Below are 24813 nucleotides of genomic sequence, written 5' to 3'. Positions count from 1 at the left end.
TGGCCGCGGGCCCCAGGCGTGCAGCCACGCCCAGGCTTGTGACACCGTTCGCGCGGGACCGCCAGCGGTGGCCGTGGATCGCCACGGATGCCGCCGCGATCCTCGGCCTGCTCGCGCTGGTCGCGCTCGGCTTCTTCCCCGTCTACGGCACGTCCTGGCTGTTCGTCACCGTGCTGGGTTTCGGGGCCGTCGGCATCGGGCTGGCGGTGCTGTCCACCCTGCGCCGCTGGTCGTCGGGCACCACTGCCCTGGCGGCCGTGGGCGTCTGGTTCCTGTTCGGCGGCCTCCTGGCGATGCCGTCGTCGACCATCGGATACGTGGTGCCGTCGCTGCGCACCCTCTTCGGCCTGCTCGTGGGGCCGGTGACCGCGTGGCGCGACATGCTGACGCTGGACCCGCCCATCGGCGAGACGTTCAACCTGCTCACGGTGCCGGGCCTGGTGGGTCTGGCCGCCGGGCTGCTCGGCATGCTGATCTCGCTGCGCAGCACGCGGCCGATGATGGCCTGGGTCCCGCCTGGAGTGGCGTACCTGGTGGCCGTCATCGTCGGCTCGCAGGTTGCCTACCGCCCGTTCCTGGTGGGTGCAGCGTTCTTCGTGGCGGTGCTCGTGTGGAGCAGCCACCGGCGCGCCGTCGTGCGCGAACAGTTGGCGGGCACACCCACCCGGATCAAGCCGTTGCGCGCCCTGCTGGGGGCGGGCGTCCTCGCCGTCGCGTTGGCGGCTGCGGTCGCCGTCGTGCCCCTGATCTCGCCGGCGCCGCAACGCGACACGTTGCGCGCGGCCATGGAGCCGCCGATCGATCTGGAGCAGTTCGCCTCCCCATTGCAGGGTTTCCGGGCCAACATCACGCAGCACTGCACCGAGGTGCTCTTCGACGTGTCGGGCGCCCGGCCCGGCGACATCGTGCGGATCGCCACCCTCGACAAGTACGACGGCATCAGCTACCGCGTCTCCACGCTGGACGACGAGGCTGCCGAGGCCACCACGTTCACGAGGGTGGGTCAGTGGATCGCCGACCGGACCCAGGGCGACGACTTCACCGTGCAACTGAACGTGCGCGGCTACGAGGGGGTCTGGACCCCGACGATCGGGCGCAGCACACACGTGCGGTTCTTCGGCGACCGCGCCGTCGAGCTGGGGGAGAACTTCTTCTACAACCGCAGCTCCGGCACCGGCCTCAACGTCGCGGGCCTGCGCGAGGGCGACTCCTACGAGCTCGGCGCCCGCGTCGCCCCCCGGCCGTCGGATGAGCAGATCTCGCAGGCGGCTGCGGGTCGCTACGTGTTGCCTCAGCCGACGGGGGTGCCGGACGAGGTGATCACGACGGCGCGGCTCTGGGCCGGCAACGGCGCCACCGGGGGCCAGATGGCGCTGACGTTGGAGGCCAAGCTGCAGGAGGGCTACTTCAGTCACGGCCAGGCCGATGAGACCGCCTCGCTCTCGGGGCACTCGGAGCGTCGGTTGATGGATCTGCTGGCAGACCCGGCGCTGATGATCGGCGACCATGAGCAGTACGCCGTCGCGATGGCGCTCATGGCCCGCGAACTGGGCCTGCCCGCCCGCGTGATCTACGGATACGAGGTGGGCAGCGGCAACGCCATCTCGGGCGGCCAGGTGGGTGCCTGGACCGAGGTGTACCTCGAGGACCTGGGCTGGGTGGTGTTCGACCCGACGCCGCCGGAGGACCGTAAGCCCCCGGAGGACGAGCAGCGCACCCCGCCGGAGCAGCTGCCCTTCATCGAGAACCCGCCCCCGCCGCCGCAGCGCCCCGAGGTGCCGCCGGAGGACGAGTTGATGTCCATCGCGCCGGGCGAGCGACCCGAGCAGGACAACCAGATCGACTGGGCGCAGATCGGCGCGATCGTGGCGCTGGCGGGCATCCCGCTGCTGACCATCGTGGTGCCGATCGCGCTGATCGTGGGCCTCAAGCTGCGCCGCCGGGCCCGTCGCCGGAACAACCCGGTGATGGCCAACCGGATCGCCGGTGCCTGGTCCGAGCTGGTGGACCGGGCCCGCGACGTGGGCCGTTCGCCCTCGGTGTCGGCCACGCGTTCGGAGCAGGCCGAGACTTTCGTCGAGGACTTCACGAAGCTGGGCGACTCGGCCGATCCGGTCGCGTTGGCGAAGGAGGCCGACTGGCTGGTCTTCGCGCCCGGCGAACCGAGCGAGGCCATCACGAAGGAGTACTGGCGCTCCGCGACGGGCATCAGGAAGGGCATGCGCCGCTCGGTCAACTGGCTGCGCTGGCTGTTCAGCTACCTGTCGACGAAGTCCTTCCGCCGCATCAAGTGAGATGAACTTGGAGATAAAGCCAACACCCTTCAGATCGTGAACAAAGAGAGCGCTCAGGTGACCAACCTCGCGCTCCTGCACTAGTGTCCGCTGCGGAGGAGCAACCACTCAGGAGGGAGCACGAAGCTACCCCTCATCGAGTGAGGTGGTGATCGACTTTCCCAGGGGCACTTTCCGCAGTACACGCGTAGCGCACGGCGTCGAGCTCGACGCGGAGCAATTCGGCCGAGACGACGCCGTACGCTATGCGGGTAGCGGTAGCCAGTCTGGCGAGCTTTCAGGGAATTCTGGACCTAGTGGAATCCTGACCGGCGCGGGTTCGCCTCTTGTGTCCGCTCGGAGCGTCTGGGTGACCATACGTCGGGATTTGTGCTGTTGCCCGTTGATGTTCTGGATTTCCTCGGCGTGATCCGTGTTTCTGGGTGAGGATGGTGGTATGCACCGCAGGTGCGGTGCGTGTCACCGTCATGGAACGGAAGGATTGCACGATGACACGCTGGAAGAACTTGAGACGATTGCTGGCGGCGGGGGCTGCCGCAGCGGTCGCTGTAGCGATGACTACGGTCGGCGCCGATGCTGACGACACATCCGATGCCTCCTCTGGGCCTGTCCTCGAACGCGTGTGGGTCGGCGAACCTTCTGATCGTATGGAGGATGTCGCCTTCGAGTTGGAGCAGCTCGTCGCGGATCATCCCGAGGTGTTCTCGGGGCTCGCGTTCACGGCCGACTTCGGAGCGGTCGAGGTGTACCACGCCGCCAGTGGCGCTAGGACTGCACACGCACTCGTCGATCAGGTGGACGCGACGAGCGACGAGATCGGGGGTGTCAAATGGTCTGTGTAAGAGGTCAAGCCGATCTGAAGGAGATTGACTATGACTATGACCAAGAACAACGACAAGCCGGTTAGCGAGGCCGGGCAGTTGCGCCGTGAGTTGATCGACGACGAACTGCTTGATGCGATGTTGGCCTCGACCAGCGAACGGGGGATCTCGTTGACTGGGGAGGGTGGGTTCCTGCCCGAGTTGATCAAGTCCGTGTTGGAGCGCGGGATGAGCGCGAGCCAGTCGAGTATTCACCTCGGAACGACGCGCTGCGGTTCACGATGGGATCGCAACTCGTCGACAACCTCACCTTTTCTAGTTGTAGCGCCGGGTACCCCATCACGTTGCCCAACGGAACAATCGGTGTCCTCACCGCTGGCCATTGCGGCTACGGAACGTTCTTCAACCATGGAAACCCCACGGAGTACATCATCGGTGCGACGTACACCAACACGTGGGGTGTGTCACAGCAGAACTATGGCGACTGGCAGGTCCTGTCCACCAACGGCACCGTCCACAACCCCCATGGCTGGGAAGTTGTTGGATCCAACCCCGACCGTGTCGAACGGTTCATCTACAACACCAACGATCCGGTTAACGCCCCGGAGACCGCCAGGGTGCTCATCGTCGGAATGAACTACGGCGTCCGCACCGTCGGCACCACCTTATGCATGACCGGCGCCACGACCGGCACCTCATGCCGCTACCGAGTCCACGAAACCAACAAGATGGTCCCCATCGGAACCTCGCCCACCCGCACCGTGGGGCGTTTGACGGTCACCTTCAGCGACCAGAACCTCGACGGGGTTCCGGACTGTGGACGCACCTACTTCGGCGACTCGGGCGGTTCCGTGTGGTAGGCCCGCTGTACGGGGGGCGCGATCGGATACGGCATCGTCACCGCAGGCAGCGCAGAGGCAGACTGCCCTGTCGGCCCTGACGGTCCCCGGTTCGGCAAATGGCAGTATTCAACTCAGATGAGCGGTGTGAAGGCTTTGTACCCCACCGCAGTGATTGGAGGGTTCCTCAATGGAACGAGTTAAGAACAAGATGCTAGCGATCGCGGCCTCCGCCGCGCTCGCTCTATCCCTCGCGTGGGACGGTGGCCCGGCCCACGCGGACGAGCCACAGCTCGAAGCGGCCGTCGTAGCCAAGGACACGGTCGCGCCGTATTCCTACACCTACAGCGGACTCCCGAACGCGACGGTCACCGCCACGGCCCAGAAGCTCGAACAGATCGCCAACGCCAACCCAGACGTGTTCACCGGCCTCGTGTTCGCGGACCGATACACCGGAGTGGAGGTGTACTACGCCAAGGCTCGCGCCGCGGACGCGAAGCGACTCGTCGACGCACTAGCCTTGCCTCCCGTCTCCTACACGATGCACGAGCGCACCTACTCACAGACCGAGTTGCTGGCAATGATGAACGAGGTCGCCACCGCATTGGAGACCTCAGGGCTGCCGTGGAACGGCATCGCACCCAACGCCGTACTTGACGGCATCGTCGTGTCCGTGTCACAGCAACCCGACCAGGCCACCCTCAGCGCCGCAGCCGAGACACTGGCCGAACTCGGAGTCGTCCGATTCGTCCTCGACACCAATAAGATCGACCTCTACGAGCCAGGGATCGGCAACCAGGTCAACGTGTACATCACTCCAGGCGTACACGTCGTCAACGGCCGAATCTGGCGTACGGAATGCGAGCCGTACTCCCAAACCAGCCGTTGCCGCACCGAAATTTCCGCCACCGTCGTCAGCTACGTCGACGGGAAGTTCGTCCGCTCCGACGGATTCGCCTTCAACTCCCTGAGCTACCTACCCGCCAAACGCGCCCTCTGGACCGGTAACCCGCTCGCCACCACCGGCGAATGGACCGCCGCTGACGGCCGCAAGTGGCGCACCGAATGCGACACCCTACGGACCGGCCGCGGAGCCTGCCGCACCTGGGCATGGGCCGACTTCATCAAGACAGTCCAGACCGACACCGGCACCACCTACCAGTGGACTGCTGACTGGGTATTCAATAACCTCGTCTACTTCGACGACTACAACCCGAACCCAACCTGGCCAGCGAACTAGCCCGCGCACCCCACCGTCAACGGGGCTGGACCTCCCCAAGAGGCCCAGCCCCGTTGTTGATCGTCAATCGCGGCAGTGCATGCGAACCCTGGAGTCAACACTTCCTGGCGCAAGCATACCGGTCCGCTCGGTATTCCCGGGAATACCGAGCGGACTCACACCCACTGAGTGCAGAAGTGCCGCGTCGAACTCATCGCGTAGCAGTTGCTCGGCCGACAGGAGGACCTGGTGCGCTTCGCCCTGGAGGAGCCTCATCGCCGTCTGGTGATCAGGCGTGCCGTCAGCCCGTCGCCCGGTCTTGTGGTCTTTAGGGGCGCGGAGCCATGCGATCTCGACGTGTAGCCATGCCCAGCGCACGCTCTCCAATCGGTAGCGCTGCGCTCGCCGCTCTAGGAAGCCTTCGACCCCGCGTTCCCGGGCCGCTCGGTCGAGCACGCTGCGCTCGGCCAGCTCGATACGCGCGTCGCGCGTGGGGGGGGGGAGCGGTTGGATCGTGGTCCAGCTGCGTTCTTGCAGGATCTCCAGCGCGTCACGGCACGCTTGTTCACCGACCCGTGCCCGAAGCGTGCTCACCGTCGGGGTTTCAGGAATCAACCGGTAGACCGCAGCGACGCTGGGCGGGGTCACCGCGTGGGTAAGAGCGTCGTGGCGAACGAGGGCGACCCGTGCGGCCAGGCGGTCGCGCCAGATCAGCCGGAGCGCGGGCCCGAGCAGGCCTGGAAGGGGGGTCCCTGTGGGGAGGCGAACTTGTGTCCGCGCTGGGTCGACGAGGGTTGTTTCGCTGGACGGGGAACCAATGTCCCAGGTGGAGGCGAGCGTGCCGGCGCCGGTGGCCACAGGTGTGATTCAGCCGTCGCGGGCCAGGTGGACCAGGGCTCTGCGGTGATCGGCTTGTGTCTGTTGGTGTGCCGCGGGCCGGTGCGCTGAGTCACCTATGGCTTGTCCGCGGTTGGGTCGATGCCGCTGACCGTGTATGCGCCGCATGTGGTCGTCACCCTGGCGGTGTACGGGAACGCCAATTTCGGTGAATGGACCGGACCCGTCGACGGTGACCTCACGGCTACCTTCATGATCGGCGGGTCCATCGTTGGCTGCACGCTATGGGCGATGTTGGTTGGCCGCGGGCCCCTCGAGTCGCTGGCGCGCTGGGTCGGTCTACGATCTGCCGGTCTCACAGTTCCAGGTGAGTAACCCTCCTCTCCCACCAGGGCCGGGAAACCTGACTGCGAACACTCAGACTCCACTAAGGGATCTCACAGCATCCCTAAATACACTTCGTGAGTGCTGGAGGGACCGCCACCAGCGGTGATCTGAAAGGGAAGCCTTGTCGTTTGCAGGAAGAGCTTTGCGCTACTGCGTGAGAAAGCCAGTCAAAACGTTGATCCTTCTGCTCGTCTTCATCATCATGGCCACTGTGGTGATGGCAGCTAGTGCGGTCACCCACGCAGCCGATCAGGTGTCCGACGACATCGACACCAAGACGGGCCGCGGCTTCGTCTTGGAGAACAATCCTCTGTACAACTTGGGGACCCCGAGAGGCGCCGGAACCGTGAAGGGGGCCGACATCCAGAAGCTCGCTGGCCTGGACGGTGTTGATTCCTACGTCGCGAGGCAGAACGTTACCGCTGATTTGGTCAACGCGAAGGTGCAGAAGGTTGAGCACGATGACTACGACACCCAGCGGGAAGCCCAGTTCGGGAATGCGGTCAACGTGTGGGGTGTCAATCAAAGCGAGATTTCCAACAATTTTCGTAGCGGCGCGCTGCAGCTCGTCGCGGGACGGCATCTGAAGCCGGACGACACCCACAAGGCGCTTATCCACGAAGACCTGGCGAAGGCCAATGATCTCACCGTCGGCAGCAAGCTCACCCTCAAGGGGAACAAGTACGACGCCGACAACCAGAGACAATCCACTGCCGAGGCAACGACCGAGATTGTCGGCCTGTTCTCCGGGAAGAACACTCAGCCGGTAGCTCAACGCAGCGAACTGTTCGCCAACACGCTCTTCACTGATCTCGATTCGACTCGAAAGCTCTACGACGTGACCTCGGAAACAGAGATCTACCAAGATGCGAACTTCTTCGCAGCCAAGGACGCCGACCTTGATCAGATCATGGAGACGGCCGCCGCGCAGGACATCGACTGGCAGAACTACCAGATCTCCCCGGCCACGCAATACTTGTCAGGAATCACAGGAGCAGTGGTCGGCGTCACAAACGTCATGCGGACCACGACGCTGGCCACGACGGTATTCGCGGGTGCAATCGTCATGATCATTTTGTTTCTGTGGCTGAATGAACGCCATAAGGAAACCGGAACCTTGCTGTCGATGGGTGTCACCAAAACCAGCATCGTTGGCCAGTATCTCGCAGAGCTGGCTCTCATCGCAGTGCCAGCATTCGGCATTGCCTATTTGGCAGCAAGTCGCCTGGCCCAATCAATGGGAAGCGCCGCGCTCGGTGCGGTCAACAATTCCGCCAAGCAGGAGATGTCTCAGGCCGGTCAGTTCGGCGCCGACCTGGAGTCCTCGGCGTCCACCCAGACCTTGGACAGCCTTTCTGTGGGGCTCACATCGTCTGCAGCTGTCCAGGCAGTCGGAGTGTGTGCTGTCGTGATCGTGGTGGTGGTTGCCATCACTGCCATTCCCATGCTCCGCAAGCCTCCTCGAGCGATTCTGGTCGATGCGGCATGAGTGACGCATGGTCGAGAGCTTGGCGCTGCGTCCTGCGCAAACCGCGCCGTAGTGTGCTCATGATTCTGCTCATGACGGTGGTTTTCACCGCCGTGGTAGCCCAGTCCGGGGTACGTTCAACGATGCGCGATGTCAAGGACGCCATCGACGCCAACGCCGGCGCAGGCTTCACCGCACGCAGCGTCAGCACGCTGGACGGCACCCAGGCAGAGCGTCTCGCGACCCTACCGCAGATCAGTCGATACAGCTTGGAGGCGGAAACGCTCGCCAAACCCAAGGGCGCCACCCCGGTCATGGGGGCCACCAAGATCCAACTCGACCCGAGGTTTGGTGGTGACGTTGGCGTGACCGGCTCAACTGATTCCGAACTGCATCCGGCCTTCCAGGGCAAGCTCTATCGGATCATCAAAGGTCACCACGTGGGTTCGGGAAAGAACGAGACTTTGATCCACCAGAGGTTCGCCCAGCAGAACGCGCTGGACGTGGGTAGCACTTTGACTCTCACCCAGGGGAAAGCCACGGTCACTGTGACCGTTGTTGGCATCTTCGACGGCAGGACCGAGAACGCCTCGGGTCTTCCCTCCGGTGCGTCTGAGAACCACGTGTTGACGGACTTGGCATCGGCTCAACAGCTGGGCGCACCATTGACCGTTGGTCGTTATATGACCGAGCGTGCGGACCAATTGCCAGCAGCCCTCCAAGCCGCTGAGCAGGCTGCACCGGATCTGGCACTGGAGGACAACTCCGCCCAGTTCGGTCCGGTACTCCAGGCGATTTCTGGGGTCGATCGACTGCTGACGATGCTGCTGGTGGCCCTGTGCGTGGCGGGAGGCTGCGTACTGATCCTGGTCAGTACGTTCTGGATTCGCGGACGTATCCGCGAACTCGGAGTCCTGTTGGCGATCGGGAAGAGTAAAGCGAACATCATGGCCCAGTTCGCCCTCGAATCTGGGATCTTTGCTCTAACAGCGGCCATTATCGCGACGGTGGTGGGGCAGCTCCTCTCGAGCCATTTCGCTCGCATCGTCTTGTCGACGACAGGCGATGAGACAATCGCCGGATTGAACCCGGCGTATGAGGTCTGGAATATCGCCGTTTCATTGGGGCTCGGATTGCTCGTCATCTTCGCCGGAGTTTCGCTGGGGATCACCCCCATCATCCGTCAGCGGCCGCGCCGCATTCTTTCACAGTCTAGTTAGGAACAACCATGAGCATCATGCAGCTTGATAATGTCAGTTACACCTACGACCGCAATGCTCGGAGCGTCCTCAACGGGGTCACTTATGATTTCGACAAGGGGAAGTGCTACGCCATTGTCGGCTCTTCCGGAGCAGGAAAGACGACCATGTTGAACCTGCTTGCCGGTTTGGACGCACCTAGTTCCGGGGTGGTCCGATTCGACGGTAAAGACGTCGCCGCGACGGGGTATTCCATGCACCGCAAGAAACAGGTCTCGCTGGTCTTCCAGAACTACAACCTTATCGATTACCTGACACCGCTGGAGAATCTCCGGTTGGTGAACCGGAAAGCAAGTGTTCAGGACCTGGAACAGTTGGGTATCGATGCTGCGGCTGCACAACGAAGCGTCTTGAAGTTGTCGGGCGGGCAACAGCAGCGAGTTGCGATCGGACGGGCGCTGGTGTCTTCAGCACCGGTCATTCTCGCTGATGAGCCGACCGGTAGCCTCGACGGGGACACCGCTCAAGCTGTGATCGACATCCTCCGGGGAGCAGCCCACGAACACGATAAGTGTGTCATCGTCGTGACTCACTCCAATCAGCTCGCCAAGGCAGCAGATATCACCTTGCGGTTGGAGCGGCGCAAACTCGTGCAGAACTGAACCCACCTTCCGTGCGGTTCATGAGGTAGCCGAGAGTGGAGTGGAGCCGTCGCTGGTTGTACCAGTCGACCCAGCCGGCGGTGGCGAACTCGACATCAGAGCTCGTCTTGTAAGGCCCGTCGTGGAAGACGGTCGTGCGGATGCATTCGCTCTTGTAGAGACCGTTGATGGTCTCCATCAGGGCGTTGTCGTAGGCGCGCGTAGCCGCCGCCAGGCAGGCCTACCCCAACGCTGTGTTCACCCGGGACACCGCGGCGAGGCTGACGTGGTGGCCGGAACTCAACGGACGAACCCTGGGCTGACTGTGCTCGACCTCACTGACATGCGGGGCGGCGGCGCTATTGACGAGGCCCTGCGCCGTGGTGCCGTCACCCTTGCCGACCTGCGTCATGCGCTGGAGCTCGCCAAGGGGAGGCGCGGGAATAGAGCAAGGACTCGGCTCGTAGCGGAGTCGCGTGACGAGCCGTGGTCTGAGCTCGAGCGGGCAGCACACGTGATGCTCAGGAAGGACACATTCCCAGGCTGGGTCGCCAACCACCCCGTGGGAGATCGAGGGAGAACTCTACTTCCTCGACCTGGCCGTGCCCGAGCTGAAATTGGCCGCCGAGATCCAGACAATGGATGACTTGGTCCAACGTGAGGCCGGTGGGCCGAGGCTAGCGGCGGCCGCCGCCACCGCCACCGCGACCACCGCCGCTGCGACCACCGCCGCGGGAGCCACCGCGGAATCCGCCACCGCCGCCGCCCCAGCCACGGCCGCTGCCGCGGGTGGAGGCGCTGGCATCTGCCATGCCGCGGGCCACATCGCCCAAGGTCTCGAACGTGGCCTTGAGGCCGTTGGTGATGGTCCCCTCGCCGAAACTCGCGCGCCGGTTCCACTGGCTGCGGCCGTGACGGTACCGCTGACGGGTGTAGTTGCTTCGCCCGCCGTCGTCCCAGCTGCCCGGGGTGGTCAGGAAACTCCAGGCGGGCATCGCCCGCTCGGCCTTCTGGGGGAAGCGGGAGTACATGTCGCCCAGGAGTTGGCGCCAGGAGTTCTCCGCACCGAAGACGATGGCCCAGGGGAGGAGCTTCTCGTAGAGGTCGACGCGGGACTGCTCGTCGCGCGGGGCCGTGGCGACGCTGTTCATCCAGCGGATGCGTTCGCCCTCAGAGGTGGTCACGAAGCGCTCGAGGCCGGCGAGGTAGCGCTGCATCTCCAGACCCTTCTGGGTCAGCCTGCCGTGCGCCGGCAGCAGGTGGAAGGCCCACAGCAGCAGCATGACGCCGATCACCCCGGCCGCGAGGAAGTACCAACCCAGCCCGTCCAGGCCGATCCAGATCTGCATCAGCCCGAAGAACAGTAGGCTGATGTAGCCGATGGTCAGCATCGTGGTGCCGAACGTGATCTCCTTGCGCAGCCCCATCTCGACCAGCGACTTGTCGCGGAGTTCCTGAGCCTCCGCGAGCGCCTCGTCGTGACGGCCCCGGCTCAGGGGCCTCTCCTTGCCCGGGCTGCCGAACAGGGCCTCCGTGATGTTGCGCATGCGCCAGTCCATCTTCTCGCCCACGCGCCCGGCCGGCTCCTGCCACCGCAGTTGCAACTCGGCCCGCCGTTGCGACCGTTCGCCGGGCGACATGGCCGACGCCGGTGCCGGCGCCTCCGCGTCCTGGCTGCTGGTCAGCTCGGCGAAGCCCTCGCCAGCCAGCCACGCCAGGTGCGCAGCGGCGCCGCGCTCCGGCACGCCGAGGAAATCCGTCGCGAGCACGGGCTCCAGATCCTCAGGCGGGGTGAACTGCGTCACGATGCCGGTCTCGGTGGGCGCCGGTTGACGCACCAGGCGGCGGGTGAGCAGGGCGGCGCCGAGGGCGGCGAGCCCGATGGCGACCAGCCCTGCGACACCCCACCAGCCGAACGAGCGGGCCTTGATGGGGGGTAGCGGATCTGCCACCGTGCCGGGCTGGAAACCGACGGCGATCGTCATGTTCTCGTACGCCCTGATGTTGGCGCGGTGTGCGGTGAACGTACCCTCGCCGTCGTGCTTGATGTCGCAGGTCTGTCCGGAACCGGCGATGCCCCAGTAGCACGCCATGTCACCGGTCAGGTGTCCGACGAGGCTCGGGTCGACGATCAGCTCGGCGCTGACGTCCCTGAAGCCGTTGTCCCACTCGGTGCCGTTGGTGTTGAGGTAGATCTCCTGGATGTCGTCTGCATCAGACATGATGCGTTCGATCTCGTAGGTGATGATGAAGGTGAACGTCTTGGCGCGGTAGTCCCGCTCTTCGTAGGTGTCGTTGCGGTCGATCAGCAGCTCGATGTCGCCGTTGGGTTTCGTGTTCTCTCTGAACGGGTAGGGCCTGCCGTCGGGATCCTCCACCGCGATCCCGCTGATCCCGATGTCCTCACCGTCGGCGACGGGAACCAGGATGCGGGTGATGCCCTTGCGGTAGCGGTCGAGCTGGTCTGTGATCCTCTCGGTGACCTGCAGGCTGACGTTGTCACCCTTGCGTTCGGCCACATAGGTGGCGGTGAACTCGTCCATCGGCGGCGACGCCTTGGACCGGTCCGGCGCTGCGCATGAGGCGACCACACCCAGGACCAGCGCCATGACGAACAGCCAGCCGAGGGGGTACGCGATCCATTTGCGCCACAGACTCCACATGCTCATGATTGTGCCCGACGGCGGGGCCATGCCCGCCGATGTGCGGAGCCGGGATACTGGGTGGATGCCACTCGCCCCGCATGCGAAGACCCGGTTGACCCTTCATCTGGTGCTCGACGACGCGTGCCGGCGGGTGGTTGAGGTGCCGGGCCCCCTCAACCTGGCGGGGCTGCACAGGGTGATCCAGGCGGCGTTTCGTTGGCTCGACCACCAACCTCACCACTTCGCCACGCCCAGCGGCCAGACCTTCGGCCCGGCCTCCGACGGAGCACCTGGCTGGCTGGACGAGGCCGAGGTGCCGGCGTACGCAGTGCTGGGCCTGGAAGGGGCAGCCGTCGCCTACGCCTACGGCCCCTGGGTGCTGACTGTGTACACAGCAGAGGTTGCCCCGGCCGAACAGCCTTTGCGGCCCGCGTTCATCGGTGGCGAGGGGGCGGGGCCATCGGAGGAATCGGCCTGGGACTGGGCAGAGGACATCGATGACTGGGCGGCTGGCGTCGCGCGGACAGCCCAGCGCACCGTCGGCTTCGTGCCGGCCAAATCTGAGCGTCACTTCACGGCGATGTTCGTCCCCGAGATCTTCCCCCGATTGCCCGCCGAGGTGCGGGAGATGATGCAACGCACGCTCGAACCGGTGCGTTTCCACTACGCAGCGGTGGGGATCGACGCCGACGCCGGGTCGCCGTCGGACGAGGACGTCGCAATGATGATCGAGCCGTTCCAGGTGATGCTGCGTGCGATAGGAGAGGGCATCACGCTGACCAGCGCCGGGTACCTTCCGCCCGCGAAGGTGACCGAGATCTACCGGGACCTGGGGTTGGAGGCGCGGCCGCAGTCCACGCCCCGGAAAGAGAACCACACGGGCGACGTGCGCCTCCTGCGGAAGGCGGTGACGGTGCTGGGACTGGCCCGGGTGGTGAAGGGGACGCTGCTGCTGACGAAGACGGGCCGCGCCCTGGCGGACGAACCGCGGCTGCTGTGGGACTACGCGGTGGCCAGGCTGCCGCTGCTGGAGAAGGACCGCACGCGTCGGGAGGCGGCCTGGTTGGCGCTCGTGGCTGCTGCGGGTGATCCCGGCCACGTCCATTGGTCCGGCGAGCAGTTCACCGCGCTGGGTTGGCGGAGCAGGGACGGCGGACTGCCGGATCTCGGGGACATGTACTGGTTGGCGGAGGCCACGTTGGCGGTGTTGGACAGCCTCGCGCCGCACGAGCCAGGGCCCCTCGCCGAGAGGGGCAGGAGCCGGCGCCTGATGGCCACCGCGGTGCTGCTGCGCAACGAGGACGCTGAGGGACGCGCTGGTTTTCGCGGTCCCTGAGCCAGCCTCTCGGCCAGGATCATGCTCAGGACCAATCTCGGGGACCACGTAGGATGCCGGGGTGACTCAGATGACCGCGCCCACCACCCGCTACGGAGTGGTGCAGGCCGCCTACTGGAGCGGCTTCTGCATGGTCATCCTGTTCGCCAGCGCCTACCTGCTCGACGCGGGGCTCAGCAACGCGCAGATCGGCATCGTCATCGCGGTGGGCGGCGCGCTCTCGGCGGTGCTCCAGCCCGTCGTCGCGGGGGCGGCCGACAGGTCGCGGCGAGTGCCGCTGCGCATCTGGGCCGCCGCGCTGTCCGCGCTCCTCCTCATCACGGCCGCCATCCTGCTGCTGCCCGGGCTGCACTGGCTGCTCACGGCCGTGTTCTTCGGGCTGCTCATCCTCACGGTGCAACTGCTGCAACCGCTGGTCAACGCACTGGGCATGGCAGCCATGGCGCGCGGTGTGCCGGTGAACTTCGGCGTCGCGCGTGCCGCGGGCTCCGGTGTGTTCGCGCTCGTGTCGGTGGTGGCGGGGTGGATCGTCGCCAGCGCCGGCGCAGTGACGGTGCCGCTGCTGATCATCGGCTTCCAGGCTGTGTTCCTCGTGGCGACGGTCACGTTCGTCTACCGCGCCGGGGTCGCCGTCGTCGCAGAGGCGGACGTCGAGGAGCCCGACATGGAGGCCCCCGTCGAGCCCATGACACCCGCGCGCTGGCGTCGGTTCTTCGCGCTGCTCGCCGGAGTCACACTGTCCATGGCATCGCACGCCATGATCAACAACTACATGCTGCAGATCATGCGCCACCACGGCGGGGGCGCTGGCGAGATGGGCACCGCCATCATGATCGCCGCGGTGCTTGAACTGCCCGTGATGATGCTGTGGAGCCGGGTGGTGGGGCGTTGGTCGCCCGGGCGGCTGCTGCAGATCGCCGGCGTGTTCTTCGTGGTCAAGACCGGCCTCACGTGGCTCGCGCCCAGCGTGCATGGCATCTACGGCGCCCAGACGCTGCAGATGGTCGCGTTCGCCGTGATGGTGATGGCGTCGGTCTACTACGTCGAGCGGCTGCTGCCCGCCCGCGACCGCATCAAGGGGCAGGCCTACATGACCATGACCTCGACGGTGGGCTCAGTCGTCGGGTCGCTCGCCGGTGGGGTGCTGCTCGATGTGAGCGGGGTGTCGCTGATGCTGCTGGTGGGCACGCTCATCGCCGGCGTGGGGGCGGTGCTGACGTTGGTCGGGGCGGAGTCGCGGCTCTGAGCCCTGAGCGTCGCGCTGCGCGCGTCGTCGAAGGGTGACTGTGGCGTTGATCTGGTGGTTGCGGTGCTGGGTCGGCTGCGGGGGCCCTTCGTCGATCGCTGGCTCCTTCGTCGCTGGCGAACGCTCAGGGACCGGCTCTCCTACGTCGATGGCGAACGCTCAGGAACCGGTGACCTCGGCGGGGGTGGTCTGCAACTCGGCGAGTCGCTCGTTGACCTGGCTGAGCACCTCGGCGGTCTCCGCGTTGAGGGCCTTCATCCCCTTGCGGCGGGCCTTGCCGGTGTTCGCGCTCCACGCCAGCTCGCCGCGCATCCGCAGGGCCTGGGCCTGACGTCGCCAGCCCGAAGGTTCAGTCGCGTACGGGAACGTCTCCTCGACGGCGGTGGCCGCCACGTCGATCGCGTTCAGCTTCGCCTCGAACCTCAGCTTCGGGTTCTCGGAGTTCATCGAACTGCGCAGCTTGCCCACCGCGCCGTCGATGCTCTCGGAGAGCTGCGGATTCTCGCGCAGGGCGTTGAGCAGCGTGGCGGTGGCGGCGATGACGCCGGAGGCGGTCGTGACGATGAGGCGAATCTTGCTCATGGCACCAGTTTACGAGCCTGCACCAGCGCAAGAGCCCAAGCCACCGCTGGAAAGCCGTACGCTGTGCAGATGAACGAGCGCGAGGCTGTGGCGGCGGACGAGATCGGGCGTGATCAGGAGCCCGAGCACAAGCGCTACGACCGCCACTGGAACGAACTGCTGCAGGAGCTGCGCGTCACCCAGGGCGGCGTGCAGATCCTCGCCGGCCTGCTGTTCACGCTGCCGTTCCAGGCCCGTTTCGTGGACATCGGTTACGCGCAGCGGATGCTCTACCTGGCGTCGGTGTCGTCGGCGACGCTCAGCGCCGCGATGCTCGTGGCCCCCGTCGCGTTCCACCGCGCGTTCTTCCGGCGGCGGATGCGCCCAGACCTCATCGACCTGTCCGCCCGTGTCACGAAGATCGGGCTGGGGCTCTTGGCGCTGTCGCTGACGTTGGTGCTGGCGCTGGTGTTCAGCGTGGTCGCCGGGTGGCCGGAGGCCATCGTCGCCGGAGCCATGGCCGCGGTGTTTTTCATCGGCGTCTGGCTCGCCATGCCACTGTGGTGGGCCCGCGGAAACCCGCAGATCAGGGAGTGACGCTCAGGCCCCGACGGTGAAGTCGCCCCACCGCTCGATGGTGAAGCCCTCCGCCGTCGATCCGTTCAGCACGATCCACTGCGTGTTCTTCAGCGGTACGGCGTTCTCGAACCCGATCTCCGGGTCCTGCCAGATCGCCCACACCCGCAGGGCGGCGCCGTGGCTGACCAGCGCGACCCGCTCGTCGCCTGCCTGCTCCATCGCCGCGATGGCGTTGCCGAAACGCGTGATGAACTCGCGCGCCGTCTCCCCGCCCTCAAGCCCGACATCCATGTTCTCCGGATGCCAGGTGTTGAGCATGCCCACGTAGTTCGTCCAGTCGGTGTTCATCTCCTCCACACCGGCGGCGATCTCCTGAATGCCGTCGACGATGATCGGCTCCAACCCGCGGTCCTTCGCCAGCGGCGCGGCGGTCTGCTGCGCGCGCAGGAGCGTGGAGGCGTAGAGCACGTCGATGGGCTCGTCCCTGATCGCCTCGACGAGGGCCTCAGCCTGCGCGAGCCCCGTCTCGTTGAGGGGCGCTCCGGGGCGGGCGGTGTCGAGTTGCTTGTTGACGTTGGAGTCAGTTTCGCCGTGGCGGATCAGGATCAAACGCATGGCTGCGAGTCTAGCTACGTCGGGTCAACTGGGCGGGAGCCGGAGGCCGACGGAGGCGATCAGCGTGTCGTGCTGGCCGCCGCTGTGGGTGATGTTGACGTCGTCGTGGACGGTGACCTGGGTGCGGTGGTTGCGCAGCGCCGCGGCCGCGCGGGCGCGGTAGCGCTCCAGCTCCAACCAGCGGCTGGCGCGGTCCTTGTCGTCGGTGAGCGACGCGTACGGGATGCCCACCTCCTCGGCCGCAGCCCTGGTGAGGTGGTGCAACCGCACGTGATCCGGATGGCCGTAGCCGCCGTCGTCGTCATAACTGATGGCCAGTTCGGCACGGGTGCGGCGCAGGAAGGCTGCGATGTCGGCGACCACCTCGGCCTCGTCCGCGGCGCACAATGAGCGCTCGTCGGAGGTGTCGGCAGGGCCGGCCACGCCGTCGGAGATCCACTGCATCCCCGAATCCAGGTAGCGTCGCGGCTCCTCGCCCACCGCGCGCGCCGGGGGCATGCCGAGGTAGGCGTGGAAGGAGACGCCCAGAACATCGTTGGCCGCGGCGAGCTCAGCCTCCCGGGTGCGCTCGAGCTCCGCCGTGCCGGCCAGGGCGGAGAGCGGGCCGGGGACCACTTCGCCCATCTCCCCACGGGTCGCGGTCAGCAGCGAGACGGTGACCCCCTCGTCGGCCAGGTGGGCGATCAGCGCTCCGGAGGCGAGGGTCTCGTCATCGGGGTGCGCGTGCACGAAGGCGACACGCTGGACGCAGCGATCCGCGAGGACGCGACGGTAGTTGTCGACGGTGTTGTTGGCCGTGTGCGCCCACGTCATGTTCTCCGCGCGCTGCCGGCCGATGCGGCCCAGCTTGGCGCGGAGTTCGGGGTTGCGGAGGAGGGCGAGGAGGTCACCCGCCCAGGCATGCGGGTTGTGCGTGGGCACGAGGAGGCCGGTGTGGGTGTTGCAGATCGCCTCCGTCAGCCCACCCGCGGCCGCGGCGAGGACCGGCACGCCGGAGGCCGACGCCTCGAGCGCCACCAACCCGAACGTCTCCGAATGCGACGGCACCAGGAGCACCGACGCGTGCCGCATGATCTGCGCGAACGACTCGCGGTCCTGGCCGGGGAGGAACGTCACTTTGCCGGTGAGGCCCATGTCGTCGACCAGCTCGTGCAACTCCGTCTCGTACTCAGCGAAGTCCTCAGAAGACTGGCCGACGATCACCAGGCTGGGTCGCTCGGCGGCGGGGAGGAGCGCGAGGGTGCGGATCGCGACGTCAGGCGCCTTGAGGGGCTGGAGTCGCGCGGCGAACAGGAGGTACCCGGGGTCGACGGTGGGGCCCGGCGTCCAGGTGGCGTTGTCGCCGGCGGGGTGGAAGAGGGTGGTGTCGACGCCGGGGCGGACGATCGACACCTTCTCCGGATCCGCCTGGCAGCGGCCGATGACGACCGCGGCCTCGTGGTGGGACACGGCCAGGATGAGATCGGACTCGCGGGCGCAGAGGATCTCGACTCCGGGGGTTCACCGTCGCGCAGCGGGGAGTTCGGGTGGGCCGCGACCGAGTGATAGGTCATGACGTGGGGGATGCCCGCCTCGCGGGCGAGCGGGATCGCCGCCACGCCGGACATCCAGTGGTGGGAATGGATGAGGCTGAAGCGGTTGGGGTTGGGTAGGTGGGGATGCTGCGGGGACCCTTCGTCGCCGCGCGGGGCGCGACGCTCAGGGACCAGGTGGGGGCGGAGGTTGGTGCGGAACTCGTCGATGTGCTGGTCGATCTCGCTCTTGGGCAGAGGGGCCGCCGGGCCCGCGTCGATGTGGTGCAGGACGATGCCGTCGTCGAGCGTGGTGGTCTCCGGCTGCGAGGGGGAGGAGCGGCGCGTGAAGAACTCCACCTCCACCCCTGCCGTCTGCTGCAGTGACGCGGCGAGGGCGCGGATGAGGACGTTCATCCCTCCCGCGTCGGCGGTTCCCGCCCGCTCGGCGGGGGAGGTGTGCAGGGAGATGAACGCGACGCGCATGCGCATCAGCCTACCGAGGCGCCCCGGCAGCGCCGCGGGCGTGGCGTCTTGGGGGTCGCCAGAAAAATGGCAGGAGGATTTGCGCCTATGGCTTCACTATCGAGGGATACGGCTGAATCCTCCCGCCAAATCTCGGTGATGTGCGGGGCCGGGTTGGATGCAGGTGTCTGAGGCTTAACCGGAGTGGGTTGCGGTTGTTGCACACCTGCCCGCCGTCGTAGTGGCAATGCCTGAGGCGTAGTCGCCGCATGGACTGCCACAACGATCCGATTGAAATCGTTGTGGCGATCGTTGCGGCGTCAGGCGGGCAGGCGACCCCGCTGCGACTCCGTGCGGTGCAACAACTCACCCGCGTTGGGGACGACGAGGGTGTCGGGGTCGTTGCGGAAGGTCTCGAGGTCCACGTCGGCCGGGTCGAGGTAGTCCAAGCTGATCGCCTCCACCGTCTCGCGCGGGATGCCCGTCGCCAACGTCACCGTCACGCGGTTGGTCTCCTCGCCGGTCTCTGGGTTGTAGTCGCCCAAGCATGCGCATCATCTCGCTCGCCCCGGAGGCCGCGCAGGTGCGTCGAGTGCGCCAACTCACCCCACGGATGATCCTTGAAGCGCTCCCACTGGCCGACGAAGTACTGCCGGTTGTGGTAGCCGATCTCCTCGATGCCGGGGTGCATCACGGAGACCTCCTTGATGTGGGGCGCGTAGATGATCAGCTCGCCACCATCGGCGACGACGGGCTCCATCTTGTAGAAGCCCTTCGCGCCGGTCCACATGTCCTCGTACATCTCAGGGATGATCGAGACCACCCGGTTGTACGCCTTCGGCACGTACTTCACGTGCACCTGGCTGGACACCTCGGCGCACGCCTCCCACGACGCGCGGGTGTCGCCGAACGCCATGAACTGCAGGTCGTCCGAGCCGGGCTTGACGATCATGCCCAGCAGCAGCTTCGTCGACGGGACGAGCTCCGCGGCCGCGTCGATCATCTGCCGCACGGGTGTGATGCCGACCGAGCCGATCATCTCGTCGCTGGTGATCAGCGCGCCCACCCAGTGGGACATGTCGATCACGTCGTGGCCGGACAGGCCGGGGAAGAAGTACTTGTTGCCGCCGGAGAAGCCCACCACCTCGTGGGGCAGGACGGGGCCGAGCACCAGCGAGATGTCGGTGTCCACCACCATCTTGTTGACCAGCACCGTCATGTCACGGTCGGTCAACCGGCCGTCGGTGAACTCCCCGATGCGAGGCGGGGATGGTCCCCAGGTCGGCGAACGTGTCGTGGTTGCGCCAGTCGTGGTTGAAGATCTCCCACCCGGGGTAGGTCTCCTCGAACCTGCCGGGCTCAGAGCCCATGAGACGGCCGATGGCCTCGTCGCTCATGTAATCGTGGGTTCCCAGCGCGATCACCACCCGCACATCCTTCGGCCGGTCGCCCAGCGCCTCGTGGATGAGCTTGGAGACCTTGTCGACGGGGGCGTGCCGCGTGCCGTCGGGTACGACGAGGGTCACGCGCTTGCCGTCGAAGTCGTAGCCGCGCAACTGCTCCAGCACGAACGCGCGGATCTAGTTGTCGTCGAGGGTCTCTTCCGGCCCGCCGACGCTCGCGGCATCGGGCACGCCTGGGTACAGCTTCGTCATACGTGCAGGCTACCCCGCCGCGCCCCCCGACTCGCTAGATTTCCCTTCGTTGCCAGCACCCCCCCCGGCATTCAGGAGGCGAGGGCACCGCGAGGGTACTTCTACCGACATCTGGGCCGTGAACCCCTCCTCGGCTAACCTGACAAGCCCCGTTTCCGAACGCTGGAGAGACATGCTGCGACGACTCGCCCCTGCCGCCGTGCTGACCATCGCCTTCCTCGCGGGGTGCGCCCCCTCCGACAAACCGCAACAGAGCCCCACCATCCCGGAGACAGTGACGACGCAGACGTCTTCAGTGGACGAGACTGCGGCGCCTGCCGCCGAGACCACTGAACCCATGCCGGAGACCAAGGGACCCTCGCCCTCCGGTGAGGCAACTCGGGAGAGTGCGGACGAGGAGGCCGGCGACGCCAGCCCCGATGTCGTCGACGGCGTCCGCACCAACGACTTCGGTGCCATGCCGAAGGAGATCGATGGCCTCACCCAACGCAGCATCGACACCAACCCGCAGAACCACTTCGCGCAGATGGAGTACTCCTCGCAGGACGAGCAGACGAGGCTGTTTTTCGCCGCCTTCATCCCAGAGTTGCAGGGGGGTCAACGCAAGCCGGTGTCCAGCGCCGAGGACCAGGGCTACACCGAGGCGCTTGAGCTCGGGCGGAAAGCGGTCGAGGAAGTCGGGACGCCGGAGGAGCGGACCCTTGACGCCGGCGGGCTGGCCTGGAACTGCTTCGAGGGGCACGGCAACAACCAGGGCACCGACGCCGTCCTGTGCCTCAGCCACCGGTACGGCAGGGTGCTGGAGATGCAGCGGATCAGCGCGCCCGAGGCTGATATCGATGCTTGGCGCTCCGAGGTCGAGGCCGCGCTCACCGAGATAGCCGAGGCTGTCGATGCCCTCAGCGAGTAGTCGCGATGCACGTGTGCCGTTGGAGGATGACGCCAGCCGACCCACCCCCTGCATTAGCGTGACAAGCCCCGATGTTGACCACAGGAGACCACATGCTTCGACGACTCGCCCCTGCCGCCGTGCTGACCATCGCCCTCCTCGCGGGGTGCGCCCCCGACCCCGAGCCGGTGACGCCCGACGAAAGCGTCACCGTCGCTGAGACCACCGAGTCGGCGCCGGTGGAGGAGACCACCGGGCCAGCCGCCGAGACGACTGAGGCGGCCTCGGAGACAACAGCGCCCGCGGAGGAGGCTTCACCCACCGAAGCCACGGCTGAGCCGACGGAGGAAGTGGCCGACGCCAACCCTGATCTCGTGGACGGCATCCGCACCAACGACTTCGGGCGTATGCCCAAGGACCTCGGCGGCATGCCGCAGCAGCGCGTCGAGACCAACCCGCAGGAGCACACCGCGGTGTTCAACTACGTGCGCGAGGACAACCAGGCCAGCGCACAACTGATGGCCTACCTCCCCATGGTCGACGGCGAACCCGCCCCCGTCTTCGACCGCGGCGCCGAGGGCTACACGACCGCCGTCGAGAGCGCCGTGGTCGCGCTGCGGGAGAACGGCGAGGCCGAGCAGCGCCACGTCGAGGCCGGCGGGTTGGCCTGGGACTGCGTCGAGGCGCCTGCCTCGCAGCAGAACGGCGAGGTGGACCACGCGCTGTGCGTCAGCCACCTCTACGGCCGCGTGCTCGAGGTGCAGACGCTCTCCATGCACGACGGCGACCTTGAGAACTGGCGCACCGCCATCGACAACACGCTGCGCTTCGCGGGCGAGGGCTTCGTCGCCATCAAGGGCTGAGCGTGGCGCGGGAGGGTCGCGACATCATCGAGCCGTTGTCCCTCCCGTGAGCGTCGCCTTGGCTGGTCCCTGACGACGAAGGGCGACGCTCAGGGACCGCTCAACCGGCGTCAGCGTTGGACGCGGGCGTTGCCCTCCCACATCGACCAGACCTGCGACTCATCAGCAGGAGCGCCGTAGTCGTTGACCGACGTCGCGGCCAGCGCGCCCGTCGCCCAACCGAACTGCATGCACTTCGCGGTCGACCAGCCCTGCAGCAGGCCGTAGAGCACACCGCCGACGGAGCCGTCGCCGCCGCCGATCCGGTCGAGCACGTCGATGTCACGCAGCGGCGCGACGTTGAACTCGCCGTCGCCCCACAGGATCATGCCCCAACGGTGCTGGTTGGCGGAGACCACCTCACGCAGCGACGTGCCGATGTAGGACGCCTCCGGGTAGGCCTCGGAGATGCGGCCGATCATCTGCTTGAAGCTCTCGATCTCCTCATCGATGCCCTCGCCGCCGGCCTCCGGGCCCTGGATGCCCAGGCACAGCTGGAAGTCCTCTTCGTTGCCGTAGAGCACGTCGCACAGCCCGGCGATCTCCTTGAACGCGGCGCCCAGCTCGTCCTCGCGGCCCTTCCAGAAGGACTTGCGGTAGTTGAGGTCGAAGCTGATGACGGTGCCGTGCTCCTTGGCCTTGCGGGCCAGCTCCACGCAGAACGTCGAGGTCTTGGGCGACAACGCGGCCACCAGGCCGGACAGGTGCAGGATCTTCACACCCTCCTCGGCGAACAGCTTCTCCAGGTCGAAGTCATCGACGGAGAGGTCGAGGCCCACTTCACCGGCGCGGTCGTTCCACACCCGGGGGGCGCGGCCGCCGAAGCCGGAATCCGCGATGTTGAACTGGTGCCGGTTGCCCCACGCGTCGCCCTGCGGCACGTCCGGGCCCTCGTAGCTCATGCCGCGGGCCCGCAGATCCGCCTTGATGAAGGCGGAGATGGGGGAGTCCTCGACGAAGCGGGTCAGCACCTTCACCGGCAGGCCCAGGTGTGACGGGACCGACGCGACGTTGGTCTCGGCGGATGTGGCCTGCATCAGGTAGCGGCTGGAGGTGTGCACCGGCTGGCGGTTCTCAGGCGTGATGCGCACGCCCATCGAGGTGGGGACGACGAGCGCCCACTGTGCGTCTTCGCGGAGCTTCATCAGCTCACCACCTCCACACGCTCGTCCTCGCCCCACAGCACGTGGAAGCTGCCCTCGGCGTCGATGCGCTTGTAGGTGTGCGCACCGAAGTAGTCGCGCTGGCCCTGGATGAGGGCGGCGGGGAGGCGCTCGCTGCGCACGCCGTCGTAGTAGGACAGCGAGGAGGAGAACACCGGCGCGGGCACACCGTGCAGGGCGGACAGGCTGACGACGCGGCGCCAGGACGGCAGCGCCTCGACCACCTTGTCGTAGAAGTACTTGTCCGCGATCAGCAGCGGCAGATCCGGCGTGGTCAGGTAGGCGCGGGTCACCTCGCCCAGGAAGCGGGCGCGGATGATGCAGCCGGCGCGCCAGATGCGGGCCATGTCGGCCAGCGAGATGTCCCAGCCGTACTCGGTGGCGGCGGCCTGGATCAGGTTGAAGCCCTGGCTGTAGGCCACCAGCTTCGACGCGTACAGCGCCTGGCGGACGTCCTCGATGAACGCGTCGCGGTCTTCGATGTTCCACTCCTCGGCGTGGCCCTCGAACCCGCGGGCGCCGGCGCGCTGGATGGGCGACGACGACAGGCCACGCGCGAAGGTCGCCTCACCGATGCCGGTGACGGGGACGCTGAGATCCAGCGCGGTCTGGGTGGTCCAGGCGCCGGTGCCCTTCTGGCCGGCGGCGTCGACGATCACGTCGACCAGCGGCTTGCCCGTGCGGGCATCCACCTGGCGCAGCACCTCGACGGAGACCTCCATGAGGTAGGAGTCGAGGTCACCCTTGTTCCACTCAGCGAAGATGTCGGCGATCTCCGCGGGGGTGAGGCCGAGCGCGCGGCGGAGCAGGTCGTAGGCCTCGCCGATGACCTGCATGTCGGCGTACTCGATGCCGTTGTGGACCATCTTGACGAAGTGGCCGGCGCCGTCGGCGCCGACGTGGGTGCAGCAGGGTTCGCCGTCGACGTGGGCGGAGATCGACTCCAGCATGGGGCCGAGGCGCTTGTAGGACTCGACGGAGCCGCCGGGCATGATCGAGGGGCCGAGCAGGGCGCCCTCTTCGCCACCGGAGACGCCGCAGCCGACGAAGTGGATGCCGCGGGCGCGGAGATCCGCCTCGCGACGGCGGGTGTCGGTGAACAGCGCGTTGCCGCAGTCGACGATGATGTCGCCCTCGTCCATGCGGGAGGCGAGTTCCCCGATCACGGCGTCCGTGGCGGGGCCTGCCTGCACCATGATGATGGCGACGCGGGGAGAGGAGAGCGAGGCGACGAAGTCGTCCATCGTCTCGCCGGGGACGAACTCACCCTCGGAGCCGTGCTCAGCGATCACGGCCTCCGTCTTGGCGGACGTGCGGTTGTGGATGGCCACCTTGTGGCCGTTGCGGGCGAGGTTGCGGGCCAGGTTCGAGCCCATGACGCCCATGCCGGTGACGCCGAGATCGGCGCTGGCGGGGGTGGGGGTGGCGATAGCCATCGAAGCTCCTTCAAAGCAGTGGGGTGTTGGGTCAAGCATGTCGTGCCAGCCCAGTCTCCCATGACGGATTGCCATGAGTTGTCGCGCTCGTTGCGCGTGGAGGCG

Annotated in this window: 23 protein-coding genes and 3 pseudogenes; 14 read left to right on the top strand and 12 right to left on the bottom strand. The window is 66.7% G+C overall.

Going from position 1 to position 24813, the window contains the following annotated elements; translation table 11 throughout:
- Nucleotides 1-38: 38 nt before the first annotated feature.
- The 5 genes and pseudogenes from BN1186_RS08080 (at nt 39) to BN1186_RS08065 (ending at nt 5194) form a co-directional block, all read left to right on the top strand.
- Nucleotides 39-2294, top strand: a complete 2256-nt coding sequence (locus tag BN1186_RS08080) for a transglutaminase-like domain-containing protein (RefSeq protein WP_180349041.1) — start codon at nt 39-41, stop codon at nt 2292-2294.
- 488 nt (nt 2295-2782) lie between these two features.
- On the top strand, nt 2783-3136 hold the full coding sequence (locus BN1186_RS08075; protein WP_139650965.1) for a hypothetical protein: 354 nt from the start codon (nt 2783-2785) through the stop codon (nt 3134-3136).
- Between the two features lie 30 nt (nt 3137-3166).
- Nucleotides 3167-3418: pseudogene (locus BN1186_RS16480) on the top strand (IS256 family transposase); the annotation flags it as partial.
- A 41-nt stretch (nt 3419-3459) separates the two neighbouring features.
- The gene (locus BN1186_RS08070; RefSeq protein ID WP_139650963.1) at nt 3460-3975 is read left to right on the top strand and encodes a chymotrypsin family serine protease; all 516 of its coding nucleotides are present in this window, start codon (nt 3460-3462) and stop codon (nt 3973-3975) included.
- A 169-nt stretch (nt 3976-4144) separates the two neighbouring features.
- A complete protein-coding gene (locus BN1186_RS08065) occupies nt 4145-5194 on the top strand; it encodes a hypothetical protein (RefSeq protein ID WP_040283563.1) in 1050 nt (349 codons plus the stop codon).
- A 63-nt stretch (nt 5195-5257) separates the two neighbouring features.
- Here the strand turns inward: BN1186_RS08065 and BN1186_RS08060 are convergent, their stop codons facing one another.
- Nucleotides 5258-6031, bottom strand: coding sequence for a hypothetical protein (locus tag BN1186_RS08060; RefSeq protein WP_040283562.1), 774 nt, complete (start codon nt 6029-6031; stop codon nt 5258-5260).
- A 102-nt stretch (nt 6032-6133) separates the two neighbouring features.
- On the opposite strand from BN1186_RS08060, the gene BN1186_RS16475 reads away from it, so the two are divergent.
- The 4 genes from BN1186_RS16475 (at nt 6134) to BN1186_RS08040 (ending at nt 9726) form a co-directional block, all read left to right on the top strand.
- Nucleotides 6134-6385: a DUF418 domain-containing protein gene (locus BN1186_RS16475; RefSeq protein WP_425471484.1), complete on the top strand. Its 252-nt coding sequence runs from the start codon at nt 6134-6136 to the stop codon at nt 6383-6385.
- Nucleotides 6386-6551: 166 nt separating this feature from the next.
- Nucleotides 6552-7886, top strand: a complete 1335-nt coding sequence (locus tag BN1186_RS08050) for an ABC transporter permease (RefSeq protein ID WP_218975434.1) — start codon at nt 6552-6554, stop codon at nt 7884-7886.
- Nucleotides 7887-7945: 59 nt separating this feature from the next.
- Nucleotides 7946-9085 (top strand): ABC transporter permease, encoded by a 1140-nt coding sequence (locus BN1186_RS08045; protein ID WP_040283942.1) that lies wholly within the window; start codon nt 7946-7948, stop codon nt 9083-9085.
- An 8-nt stretch (nt 9086-9093) separates the two neighbouring features.
- Entirely contained in the window at nt 9094-9726 is a 633-nt protein-coding gene (locus BN1186_RS08040; RefSeq protein WP_040283559.1) for an ATP-binding cassette domain-containing protein, read from the top strand.
- Nucleotides 9727-9754: 28 nt separating this feature from the next.
- Here the strand turns inward: BN1186_RS08040 and BN1186_RS08035 are convergent.
- Nucleotides 9755-9922: pseudogene (locus BN1186_RS08035) on the bottom strand (integrase core domain-containing protein); the annotation flags it as partial.
- 460 nt (nt 9923-10382) lie between these two features.
- Complete coding sequence (locus BN1186_RS08030) at nt 10383-12368, bottom strand: DUF2207 domain-containing protein (protein WP_040283558.1); 1986 nt, start codon at nt 12366-12368, stop codon at nt 10383-10385.
- Here BN1186_RS08030 and BN1186_RS16260 point away from each other — a divergent pair.
- Nucleotides 12367-13686, top strand: a complete 1320-nt coding sequence (locus BN1186_RS16260; protein ID WP_040283557.1) for an IS1096 element passenger TnpR family protein — start codon at nt 12367-12369, stop codon at nt 13684-13686. The two genes, BN1186_RS08030 and BN1186_RS16260, sit on opposite strands and share 2 nt — an antisense overlap.
- 70 nt (nt 13687-13756) lie before the next feature.
- Nucleotides 13757-14932 carry an MFS transporter gene (locus tag BN1186_RS08020; RefSeq protein WP_040283556.1) on the top strand — a complete coding sequence of 392 codons (1176 nt, stop codon included), beginning with the start codon at nt 13757-13759 and terminating at the stop codon, nt 14930-14932.
- A gap of 159 nt (nt 14933-15091) precedes the next feature.
- Here the strand turns inward: BN1186_RS08020 and BN1186_RS08015 are convergent, their stop codons facing one another.
- Complete coding sequence (locus tag BN1186_RS08015) at nt 15092-15514, bottom strand: hypothetical protein (protein ID WP_040283555.1); 423 nt, start codon at nt 15512-15514, stop codon at nt 15092-15094.
- Nucleotides 15515-15583: 69 nt separating this feature from the next.
- Between BN1186_RS08015 and BN1186_RS08010 the strand changes: the two genes are divergently transcribed.
- Nucleotides 15584-16090, top strand: a complete 507-nt coding sequence (locus BN1186_RS08010) for a DUF6328 family protein (protein WP_040283941.1) — start codon at nt 15584-15586, stop codon at nt 16088-16090.
- A gap of 3 nt (nt 16091-16093) precedes the next feature.
- Here the strand turns inward: BN1186_RS08010 and BN1186_RS08005 are convergent, their stop codons facing one another.
- The 6 genes and pseudogenes from BN1186_RS08005 to BN1186_RS16255 form a co-directional block, all read right to left on the bottom strand.
- Nucleotides 16094-16687: a histidine phosphatase family protein gene (locus BN1186_RS08005; RefSeq protein WP_040283554.1), complete on the bottom strand. Its 594-nt coding sequence runs from the start codon at nt 16685-16687 to the stop codon at nt 16094-16096.
- Nucleotides 16688-16711: 24 nt separating this feature from the next.
- Nucleotides 16712-18136: a glycosyltransferase gene (locus BN1186_RS08000; RefSeq protein ID WP_052459944.1), complete on the bottom strand. Its 1425-nt coding sequence runs from the start codon at nt 18134-18136 to the stop codon at nt 16712-16714.
- Between the two features lie 113 nt (nt 18137-18249).
- A pseudogene (locus tag BN1186_RS16470) lies at nt 18250-18615 on the bottom strand (glycosyltransferase); the annotation flags it as partial.
- A gap of 368 nt (nt 18616-18983) precedes the next feature.
- Nucleotides 18984-19166 carry a hypothetical protein gene (locus tag BN1186_RS16020; protein ID WP_246043274.1) on the bottom strand — a complete coding sequence of 61 codons (183 nt, stop codon included), beginning with the start codon at nt 19164-19166 and terminating at the stop codon, nt 18984-18986.
- A complete protein-coding gene (locus BN1186_RS07990) occupies nt 19163-19897 on the bottom strand; it encodes a lactate racemase domain-containing protein (protein WP_281278452.1) in 735 nt (244 codons plus the stop codon). The genes BN1186_RS16020 and BN1186_RS07990 overlap by 4 nt, the downstream gene beginning before the upstream one ends.
- Nucleotides 19884-20231 carry a lactate racemase domain-containing protein gene (locus tag BN1186_RS16255; RefSeq protein WP_281278451.1) on the bottom strand — a complete coding sequence of 116 codons (348 nt, stop codon included), beginning with the start codon at nt 20229-20231 and terminating at the stop codon, nt 19884-19886. Before BN1186_RS16255 ends, BN1186_RS07990 begins: the two co-directional genes overlap by 14 nt.
- A gap of 259 nt (nt 20232-20490) precedes the next feature.
- On the opposite strand from BN1186_RS16255, the gene BN1186_RS07985 reads away from it, so the two are divergent.
- Both BN1186_RS07985 and BN1186_RS07980 read left to right on the top strand, forming a co-directional pair.
- Nucleotides 20491-21228, top strand: coding sequence for a hypothetical protein (locus BN1186_RS07985; RefSeq protein ID WP_040283552.1), 738 nt, complete (start codon nt 20491-20493; stop codon nt 21226-21228).
- Between the two features lie 92 nt (nt 21229-21320).
- Nucleotides 21321-22070, top strand: coding sequence for a hypothetical protein (locus tag BN1186_RS07980; RefSeq protein WP_139650958.1), 750 nt, complete (start codon nt 21321-21323; stop codon nt 22068-22070).
- Between the two features lie 110 nt (nt 22071-22180).
- Here BN1186_RS07980 and BN1186_RS07975 read toward each other — a convergent pair whose 3' ends face one another.
- Together BN1186_RS07975 and gndA are read right to left on the bottom strand one after the other, a co-directional pair.
- Complete coding sequence (locus tag BN1186_RS07975) at nt 22181-23254, bottom strand: PfkB family carbohydrate kinase (RefSeq protein WP_040283550.1); 1074 nt, start codon at nt 23252-23254, stop codon at nt 22181-22183.
- Nucleotides 23254-24708 carry an NADP-dependent phosphogluconate dehydrogenase gene (gene gndA, locus BN1186_RS07970; protein ID WP_040283549.1) on the bottom strand — a complete coding sequence of 485 codons (1455 nt, stop codon included), beginning with the start codon at nt 24706-24708 and terminating at the stop codon, nt 23254-23256. The genes BN1186_RS07975 and gndA overlap by 1 nt, the downstream gene beginning before the upstream one ends.
- Between the last annotated feature and the right edge of the window lie 105 nt (nt 24709-24813).

This window comes from Tessaracoccus massiliensis, assembly GCF_000826065.2.
Classification (GTDB): domain Bacteria; phylum Actinomycetota; class Actinomycetes; order Propionibacteriales; family Propionibacteriaceae; genus Arachnia; species Arachnia massiliensis_A.
This window is presented reverse-complemented; position numbering and strand designations above follow the sequence as displayed.